The organism is uncultured Candidatus Puniceispirillum sp., assembly GCF_963979125.1.
Lineage (GTDB): Bacteria > Pseudomonadota > Alphaproteobacteria > Puniceispirillales > Puniceispirillaceae > Puniceispirillum.
Window position 1 is genome coordinate 1 of record NZ_CAXBVX010000089.1, and the last position, 8,145, is coordinate 8,145.

Annotated in this window: 8 protein-coding genes and 1 tRNA gene; 1 reads left to right on the top strand and 8 read right to left on the bottom strand. The window is 50.9% G+C overall.

From position 1 onward, the window contains the following. Nucleotides 1-71 precede the first annotated feature (71 nt). From ABNT28_RS08695 to ABNT28_RS08720, 6 genes are all read right to left on the bottom strand, one after another. Nucleotides 72-146 (bottom strand) — tRNA-Gly (locus tag ABNT28_RS08695). A 118-nt stretch (nucleotides 147-264) separates the two neighbouring features. Next, on the bottom strand, nucleotides 265-675 hold the full coding sequence (locus tag ABNT28_RS08700) for a cupin domain-containing protein (protein ID WP_332925170.1): 411 nt from the start codon (nucleotides 673-675) through the stop codon (nucleotides 265-267). Nucleotides 676-718: 43 nt separating this feature from the next. Then, nucleotides 719-1,552: an ABC transporter permease gene (locus ABNT28_RS08705; RefSeq protein ID WP_332925171.1), complete on the bottom strand. Its 834-nt coding sequence runs from the start codon at nucleotides 1,550-1,552 to the stop codon at nucleotides 719-721. A gap of 3 nt (nucleotides 1,553-1,555) precedes the next feature. After that, nucleotides 1,556-2,443, bottom strand: coding sequence for an ABC transporter permease (locus ABNT28_RS08710; protein ID WP_332925172.1), 888 nt, complete (start codon nucleotides 2,441-2,443; stop codon nucleotides 1,556-1,558). Continuing rightward, the gene (locus ABNT28_RS08715) at nucleotides 2,443-3,525 is read right to left on the bottom strand and encodes an ABC transporter ATP-binding protein (protein ID WP_332925173.1); all 1,083 of its coding nucleotides are present in this window, start codon (nucleotides 3,523-3,525) and stop codon (nucleotides 2,443-2,445) included. The genes ABNT28_RS08710 and ABNT28_RS08715 overlap by 1 nt, the downstream gene beginning before the upstream one ends. 120 nt (nucleotides 3,526-3,645) lie before the next feature. Next, nucleotides 3,646-4,647, bottom strand: coding sequence for an ABC transporter substrate-binding protein (locus ABNT28_RS08720; RefSeq protein WP_332925174.1), 1,002 nt, complete (start codon nucleotides 4,645-4,647; stop codon nucleotides 3,646-3,648). Between the two features lie 222 nt (nucleotides 4,648-4,869). On the opposite strand from ABNT28_RS08720, the gene ABNT28_RS08725 reads away from it, so the two are divergent. Beyond that, nucleotides 4,870-6,021, top strand: a complete 1,152-nt coding sequence (locus ABNT28_RS08725; protein WP_348721402.1) for a mandelate racemase/muconate lactonizing enzyme family protein — start codon at nucleotides 4,870-4,872, stop codon at nucleotides 6,019-6,021. Between the two features lie 49 nt (nucleotides 6,022-6,070). On the opposite strand, the gene ABNT28_RS08730 is transcribed toward ABNT28_RS08725, so the two are convergent. Both ABNT28_RS08730 and ABNT28_RS08735 read right to left on the bottom strand, forming a co-directional pair. After that, nucleotides 6,071-7,192: a DegT/DnrJ/EryC1/StrS aminotransferase family protein gene (locus tag ABNT28_RS08730; protein WP_332924970.1), complete on the bottom strand. Its 1,122-nt coding sequence runs from the start codon at nucleotides 7,190-7,192 to the stop codon at nucleotides 6,071-6,073. 17 nt (nucleotides 7,193-7,209) lie between these two features. Continuing rightward, a partial coding sequence (locus ABNT28_RS08735; RefSeq protein WP_348721401.1) for a Gfo/Idh/MocA family oxidoreductase occupies nucleotides 7,210-8,145 on the bottom strand: 936 nt, incomplete at its 5' end.

Here is an 8,145-nt window from a genome sequence, read left to right on the forward strand (position 1 = left end):
TTCACACTTCCTGACGTCAAACATTAAAATGCTTGAAAATCAGGTACTTGAACCTCGGATCTTGGAGGTTTTGGAGCGGGTGAAGGGATTCGAACCCTCGACCCCAACCTTGGCAAGGTTGTGCTCTACCACTGAGCTACACCCGCGTCTTGTTTGAAACAAACAATAGCGTACCGCTGTGGTTTGGTATAATCCAAGCATTGCGCCCTTGCAAGCGTGATTTAACCATTCTTGTATGATTTATGCCAGCCAGCCAGCCAGCGCCTAGCGGTCAAGATAGGTATAGTCGATCTCTTTCCAGCTATCGGTCGGGAACATCCAGATGATTTCAAGCGGCACATCGCCATTATTTTTCAGGCCATGTTCTTCACCTGGCGGGATATAGACAACATCATCGGCGGTAACCGCACGTGTCTGGTCATTCGCCATCAGCATAAGGCCACTACCCGATTTGATGAAATAGACTTCCTGGGGGGCGTGGATATGCGGCGGCAATTCACCGCCAGCCGGAATGACTAGACAGCCAACCGACAGGCCGTGGCTTTGATGCAGGTTTGAATCGACTAGGTAGCAAAACCGCAAATCGGGATTGGCGCCAATGGCTATACGTTCGGGGCCATGTTGATTCCATGCGGCATCATTCAGATTGCTAATAAATATCTTTTCATCGGTCATATCTACCCCCTGTCCTGCAGTTACCATGCGCCATGCATGCGGATTATTTTTGTTTGCCTAGCATCTGTGACAGTAACAACAGACCCGATGAAATGATGATAAGAATGGTGGAAATGGCCGCGATTGTTGGATCGATCTGATCGCGCAAGGCCAGAAACATACTACGCGTGATGGTCGAATTATCACCACCTGACACGAATAGCGAAATAATCACCTCGTCAAAGGACGTCAGAAACGCAATCAATGACGCCGAGATGATCGAAAATTTGATCTGCGGCAAGGTGATTTCCATAAAGGCACGCAGACGCGTTGCCCCCAGTGAGCGGGCGACCTTTTCCTGATTCATGTCATAGTTTTTCAAGGCTGATAGAATGATGATGAGCACTAGCGGCATCGCTACCAGCGAATGTCCCAGCACCAGACCGGGGATGCTGTTAACCATCTTGAACTGGACAAAGAAATAGAACAGGCCGATGGCGACCAGAATAACAGGTACCATCATCGGCGAAATCATGATCGGAAACAGAATGCTCCGGAGCCTGTTATTGCTGTTGATGAGGCCGTAAGCCGCCATTGTGCCAATCGGCGTTGCGACTAAGATAGTCAGAATGGCAACCTTGATCGATGTCCAGGTTGCGGCCATCCAGTCATTAAACCCGTTTTCCACTTTCCATGAGAAGAAGTAATTTTCATACCAGCGCAAAGAGAAATCTTTAGGTGGAAATTCGAGATATTGACTGTCGGAAAAGGACATCGGAATAACGATCAAGGACGGCACAATCAGCAGGAACAGAATCAGCCCCGAAAAGATATAGAGCCATAGGCGGTCTTTGAGTTTGATCTGGGTTTCAGACACATGCTTGTTAAAATAGCTCATCGGTCAGCTCCTTTGACCTAGCTGATCGACGGAGATCAGTTTTGATGCCACAAACAGAATTATCATCGTTACTACAAGCAGAACAACACCAAGCGCGCTGGCCGCGCCCCAGCTGAAATAAAGCTCAATGTTGCTGGAAATTTTCATTGCCGCCATGATGACACGACCACCACCCAGCACCGCCGGTGTCACATAGAAACCTAGACACAGAACGAAAACGATCAACAGACCTGCCAAAAGGCCGGGGATGCTCATCGGGAAAAACACTGTCCAGAACGCGCGTGTTGGTGTTGCCCCCAGGCTGGACGCTGCTTTCAGGCAATCTTTGTCAATCGCCCGCATATTCGCATAAAGCGGCAGGATCAGAAATGGCAACATGATATGCACCATGCCAATCAAGGTACCCGAGGTATTATGAACAAATTTTACCGGTTCGGCGATGAGTCCAAGATCAATCGCCATATTGTTCACAAGTCCCTTTTTCTGGAGCAATACCAGCCACGCATAGGTCCGCACCAGCAAGCTAGTCCAGAACGGGATCAAAACGCCGATCATGCAGATATTGGCCCATCGGTTGGACAGTTGCGACATGAAATAGGCCAGTGGATAGCCAATCAGCGCACATATCAGCGTGGTCAGAAAGCTGATCTTGAAGGTGGTGATGAAAATACGGATATAGGCCTTGCTTTCGATCATCCGCGTATAGTTTTCGAGTGACATTGTGCCATCACGCCCGATAAAGGAGAGATAGAACAGCCACCCAATCGGAATGATAATAAGCGCCCCAACCATCAGCAAATAGGGCAAGGTCAGCCCGAAAAAGGTAAAACGTTCGCGCCCGGCTAATTTGCGCAGGCTGGCTTCGTTGAGATGTTCCGCAACGCCCGACATTATGCGCTTTCCACGAAATAACTATCGGCCAGCCGCAACCCAACCGAGATTGCCTTGCCGATGCCAGGGATTTCCTGTTTTAAATCGGTGCCGTTTGGAATCCGCATTTGCAATGTTTGCCCACCATAGGTGGCTTGATCCAGATCAATCACCAGTAACTGGCTTTCGCCTTGGAAGATCGAGTCTTTGACAGTGCCCTTAAAATAATTGGTGCCTTTTTCTTTCTTACTGGTGATGAATAGTTTTTCCGGCCGGATAACGAGCAGAAAATCACCATCCTTTTCGATTTTATGATTCACCAGAACGTCGGCTTTTCCAAGAATGGCCTTTTTGTTCTTTACTGTCACAGGAACAAGTGTGGACTCGCCAATAAAGTCAGCGATAAAGGCATTATTGGGCTTTTGATAGATGTCATTCGGGGTGCCAAGCTGTTGCAACTGGCCATCATTAATGACCGCGATCCGGTCTGACATGGTCAAAGCCTCTTTCTGGTCATGCGTCACATATACTGTGGTCATATTGAGGCTGTCATGAAGCTGGCGCAATTCGATCTGCATTTCTTCGCGCAGTTTTTTATCCAGCGCCGATAGTGGTTCATCCATCAGCAAAATCTGGGGTTTGAAGACAATCGCGCGGGCAAGCGCAACACGCTGGCGTTGGCCACCTGAGAGCTCGTCAACACGGCGATGCCCGAGACCGTCAAGCTTTACCGTGGCAAGCGCTTCATCGACGCTGGCTTTGGTTTCGGCCACACTGACGCCGCGTAATTTCTGTGGATAGCCGACATTTTGTTCGACATTCATATGCGGGAATAAGGCATAATTCTGGAACACCATGCCGATACCGCGCAAATGTGGCGGTTTAAGAATGACTTCTTCATCGCCAAATTTGACGCTGCCATGATCGGGGCTGGTAAAGCCAGCCAGCACCATCAACAAGGTCGTTTTGCCCGAACCCGAAGGCCCCAAGAGGGTGAGAAATTCACCTGATGTGACGTCAAGGCTTACGTCATTCAAGGCGAAAAAATCGCCATATTTTTTGGTGATGTCTTTAATGGAAATATTTAATGAACTATTTTTCATAATTGTTTCTTATGCCGTGTATGGGATGCGCCATTATATGGCTAGGGCTGGCTTATATTGAATTGAAAAGCTGGAGGGCGAAACACCCTCCAGCCCCAATCTATATATGTTGATAAATGACTATTCAGTCATCATCTCGGTATATTTTTCCGCAGCGATGGTGCGCCATTTGGCATACCATGCGGTCTTCAATGTCAGCTGATGCTTTGCATTGTCAGGATGGCTAGGCATCTGACGTGCGCGTGAATCTTCCATCAGACCAAGCTCATAGACCTTTTTGTTGGTTGGTCCATAAGTGATATATTTGGCAAACTCAGCCATATATTCAGGCTTCATCATCTCAGCGATATATTTCATCGCCAGATCCTTATTCTTGGCGCCTTTAGGAATGCCGTAACCTTCCCAGTCCATGATGCCTGTTTTCCAGTCATAAGAGACTTTTGCACCGTCAAGCGCGGCCACGTCAAAACGACCATTCCAGCCAGTTGTCATGTCAACTTCGCCATCTTTCATCAGCTGGGCATGTTGGGCACCAGATGTCCACCATACGCCGATGTGATCTTTGATAGAGCGGATTTTATCAAGCGCGCGATCGATACCTTCTTCGCTATCAAGCACGGTGTAGATTTGATCCATTGGCACGCCGTCAGCCAGCAAAGCAGCTTCAAGCTGGGCATCCATTTTAGCGCGCATGGCGCGGGTGCCTGGGAATTTCTCTACGTCAAAGAAATCGGCCCAGCTACGTGGTCCATTATCACCATATGTATCGGTGTTCCATGCGGCAACAACCGAAAAAATATCGGCACCAGCGCAATAATCGCTATACATGCCTGGCAAATGGTTGCTGACATCAATGACGGAATAATCAAGCTTTTCTAGAATGCCTTCGGCACCACCAGATGCACAGCCGCCCGCGCCGCTTGAGAAGATGTCGAACTTATCGGCACCTGATTTGACCATCAGCTTCACGTCAGAAATACCGCCATAGGTATCTTCTTTGACAGTGATGCCCATGGCCTTGGCAGCAGGCTGGAAAATACCAACTGACTGACCTTTTTGATAAGCACCACCCCAAGAGACGATTCTTAGTGAGTCGGCAAGGCTGGCTGTTGAGACGCTCATGACGCCTGCAACCGCTGCACAGATAGCCGTGGTTTTAAATGTAAGTAAATTTTTCATTGTTTCCCCTCAAGGTAATTTCACAATTTCAAAGCTATTTAACAAAGAGAGGTTGCACAATCATTTCAGGCTAGTCAAACTTTTCGGTGATATAAACTATAGTTTGTTAAGATTTTACGAGTGCCTGACGGTACGTTATGCATTCCCCATCATGAAAGTTCCCATATTCCGATGAAAATCCAGAAACTTGAAACATTCACCTCGCGCTATGTCAGTTTTGTCAAAGTCACAACCGATGATGGGCTAAGCGGAATTGGCCAGATGTCCACCTATCATGCCGATATTACCGCACAGATATTTCACCGGCAGGTCGCGCCCTGGGTGCTTGGAGCATCAATCGCCGGGGCGCATCATGACGATGATGATGGCGATGCCCGCACGATCTTTGCCGATCTGGCCGCACGGGTGACCGAACGCGAGCATAAATTTCCCGGGTCTTATATATATCGCGCGCTGGCTGGGCTTGATACGGCCTTGTGGGATCTGGTGGCCAGCGCGGCAGACATGCCTGTTACCGCCCTGATAGGTGGTCAGGCTGGCCAGCTTCGCGCCTATGCGTCATCGATGAAACGCGATATTTCGCCCGCCGATGAAGCCAAACGGTTTTGCCAGCTTCGCGATGAAAAGGGGTTTGATGCGTTCAAATTCCGCGTTGGCGCCGAATGTGGGCGCGGCAAGGACGAATGGCCAGGCCGCACCGAAGAGATTATCCCGACAGTGACCGCGGCATTGGGCGACGGGATTGTCAAAATGGTTGATGCCAATAGCTGTTTCGGTGTTGCCCGCGCGATCGAGGTTGGGCATATGCTGGAAGATCACGGCGTTAGCCATTATGAAGAGCCATGCCCCTATTGGCATCCAGATGACACATTGCAAGTGACGAACGCGCTGGCTATCGATGTGACTGGCGGCGAACAGGATTGCGATATGCGCGTCTGGAAAGACATGATCGATCGCCGCATTGTCAATATCGTGCAACCCGATGTCATGTATATGGGCGGCATCACCCCCTTGTTACAGGTGGCCGAAATGGCGGATCAAGCAGGTCTGGCATGTACCCCGCATGCGGCGAATTTGTCACTGGTGACGATCTGTACGATGCATGTATTAAAGGCGATACCGAATGCGGGTGCCTATCTGGAACTGTCAATCGAAGGCGCCGATTATTACCCTTGGCAGGACGCATTGTTTCGGGGTGATCCGTTCAAGGTGACAGACGGGCATGTGACGATTAGCGATGCGCCCGGATGGGGGGTTGCGGTCAATCCCGACTGGCTGGCGAATGCAGATTATGCCGTGAGCGAGATTGAGGGGTAGAGGGAGAGTGTTAAACTCGCGGCCATTAAATCAATGACCTACCCACCCCCTACAACACTTTGCGGAGTTCGCTGGCGATGATGTCCTGGGCGTCTTCGGTCAGATAGGGATGCATCGGCAAGGCCATGACCCGCGCGCATAGATCATGCGTCACGCCTAGCGCATCGGCCACCGGATATTGTTTATAAGGCGGTTGTTCGTGCATCGGGATCGGATAATAGATTGCCGTAGGCACGCCCGCCTCGCCCAGCTTGGCACAGATCGCATCACGATCATGGCCTTTGGGTAGCTTGACGCTATATTGCGCCCAGCTTGATGTGGCACCTGCCGATAAAGACGGAATTTCAACCAGATTACCCAAGATGGACGCATAACGATCAGCGACTGTCTGGCGGGCGGCAAGCTCGTCGGCGAAAATATCAAGCTTGGCATCCAGCACAACCGCCTGGATCGTATCCAGCCGCCCCGTCATGCCAATACGCACATTATCATATTTGGTCTTGCCCATGCCATGCACGCGGCATGAACGGATGATCGCCGCGATCTCATCATCATCGGTAAAGACCGCGCCGCCATCGCCATAGCATCCAAGCGGCTTGGCCGGAAAGAAGCTGGTGCAGGTGACATGCGCCAGCTGGCCGACCGATGTACCATGCCAGCTGGCACCAAAACTTTGCGCGGCATCATCAATGACCCATAGATCATGACGCGCGGCAAAATCCATAATCGCCGGATAATTGGCAGGCTGGCCAAACAAGCCAACACCGATAATGCCAACAACAGTAACGCCCGCTTTTCGGGCGCTGTCCATAGCCGCACCCAGCTTGTTTGGGTCAAGATTGAAGCTGTCATGTTCGACTTCGGCAAAGATCGGCACCGCGCCCATCACCGGCATTACCTCGGCGCTGGCGGCAAAGGTAAAGGACGGCACAATAACGCCGTCACCTGGTTGAAGCTTTAGCCCCGATAGTGCCAGCAACAAAGCATCAGTCCCCGATGAGCAAGCAATGTTATGTTTGGCTCCGCTCCAGTCGGCAAGGCGGGTTTCCAGCGCGCCAACTTCCGGCCCCATGATATAAGCACCATGATCCAGCACGGCGGCAAAACCGGCCTCGACCTTGTCGCGAATGCGTAATTGCTGGCTTTTCAGATCAATAAAGGGAATCGACATTTTGGCTCGCTTTCAGTCTAACTTTTTACATCTGTCATATCGACAAGCTGGCGTTGCATATCTTCCAGAACCGCCTGAACGGTCAGGGCATCTTTCATATCAGTCAGGGCGGGGGTGCCGCTTTTACAACTGTGAATAAAGGCGCGCATCTCGTCTTTCAACGGCTCGCCTTGAGTCAGGGTCAGTGGCTTTGGGGGCTGGCGGGTGATAGTAAAATAATCGCCATCCTGACGAATGTCATCGGTAAATAAAGTCAGTTTTTCGTCCCATGGTTTGGTATCGTCAAAAACCAATGATCCGGTGCTGCCGATAACGGTCAGGCAATGCTGTTTGATCGGATTGATCCAGCCCGTATTCAGATGCGCGCTGATACCGCCGTCAAAGCCAAGGACGGTGCTGAGGACATCGACAATGCCCGGGGTTACATGGCTGGCACCTGCACAAGATACGTGCGTTGGCGAGGTGCCTGTTAGCGCAAGCACAAGCGAAAGATCATGCGGACATAAGTCAAACAGCACTGATTCGGTATTGCGAATACGCCCCATCGCCAGACGGGTGGCCTGAATATGGCGTAAATCGCCAATGACGCCTGCGGCAAGCTGTTTCTGGAGTTCGATAAAGGACGCATGATAACGTATCAAATGGCCAACCATGACCTGACGGTTATGATCGTTGGCGGCGGCGGCGATGCGCGTTGCGTCATCCATAGTCAGTGCCAGCGGTTTTTCGATATAGACATGCTTGCCTGCCGCCAGCAAAGGTACGGCAATATTGGCGTGACTGTGGGCGGGGGTAGAAATGACCACGCCATCAAGTGATGAATCATGGCATAGATCGTCAAAGCTGGCTGGCGGGGCGTTAAATTCAGCGGCAAAGGCGGTGGCATTGGCAGGGGTGCTGTCAGTGACGCAGGCAAGCGCATCAAGTGCCAGCAGATTGCGGGCAAGATTCCG